The 1,115-nt window shown below is 55.8% G+C and carries 1 protein-coding gene and 1 pseudogene; both read right to left on the bottom strand.

Features of this window, described 5'->3' with window-relative positions; translation table 11 throughout:
• Positions 1–761 (bottom strand): tetratricopeptide repeat protein (locus ACTHUR_RS11660; RefSeq protein WP_440398678.1); only part of this gene is annotated, 761 nt, incomplete at its 3' end.
• Positions 762–978: 217 nt separating this feature from the next.
• Positions 979–1,115, bottom strand: a pseudogene (locus ACTHUR_RS11655) (Slam-dependent surface lipoprotein); the annotation flags it as partial.

The raw sequence follows: 1,115 nt of genomic DNA, 5'->3' as shown, positions 1-1,115 counted from the left end.
TGTAGAAGAGACGGGGTCGCGCGAGAGGATAAGAAGGTTGAATCCGTTGGCGCAGGCAGGGTGCGCGCCATCAGGCACATGTCCGCGATTTCCCACACGCATTGGTTGAGGCCGTTGCTTTGGTTTACATTGCTGTTGTAGCCGTAGCCTAGGCTGATTTGGCCGTGCCAGCGGCGGCGTTTGCCCAGTTCGGACAGGTAGTTTTCCACGATGGGGTGGGTTTCAGCAGGAATATCCGTTTTCAGAACTTTCTCAAACGCGGCGACGGACTCTTTGTTTTGGTTGTCTTCGGCATAAAACCGCCCCGCTTCGAGCAGCAGGCGGGGGTTGTCGGGTTCGGCTTCCAAGGCCGTCTGAAAACTGTTCTCCGCCGCGCGAGAATCCCCTTCGGCCCGTTTTTGCAGCGCATCGGCCAAATGAATCAGCGCGGGTTTGTGCTGCGGCAGTTTGGCGTAGCGGGCGGCAAACTGTCGCACCTTGTGCCACTGTCGCGCGTTTAGGGCGTGGTAAATCGCACTTTCCAGTTCTTCCGCCGTATCGCCGACTTGGTAGATTTCACCATCTATCGAAATATAGCCGTTGTTTTCTTCCACTTTCTCGCGGGCCTGTTCCGTGTCCAGCCAGTCACTTTCTCGATATTGCTGCGTTTGGCGGCTGCTCTCATCCAGCAGGCGGCGGCGTTCGTCCGCGGCATCGTCGGACGGGGCGGCAAGGCAGACCGTACAGAGCGGCAGGAAAAGCAGGCAGAGGCGGTGTTTCATGAGATAGGGTCCTTGGGGCGGAGAGGCCGTCTGAAAGAAGTAAAGCAAAAATTCTGCGAGATAATGCAGGTTTGCACGGCACTTCAGAAACAGGTCAGCCGCAGTATATTTATGCCTACTGCGGCTGTAGTTAAAAAATGGCGGTTTACCTGATTGCGGGAACGGACGGCCAAACGCCGAAAACACTGGCATTCCCTAATCGCGTAAGCAGACAAGGCTATTTTTTCGCACCGCCGAAGGCTACGTCGTCGCCTTTGTTGTTGTCAGTTCCGCGAGTGGCATAGCCTGCCATGGCTGCCGCGCCATTGCCGTAGAATTGTCCGATAATGCCTTCGTTATTTCGTCCCTTAATAC

The sequence above is a fragment of the Neisseria sp. P0021.S007 genome, from assembly GCF_051956855.1.
This window is presented reverse-complemented; position numbering and strand designations above follow the sequence as displayed.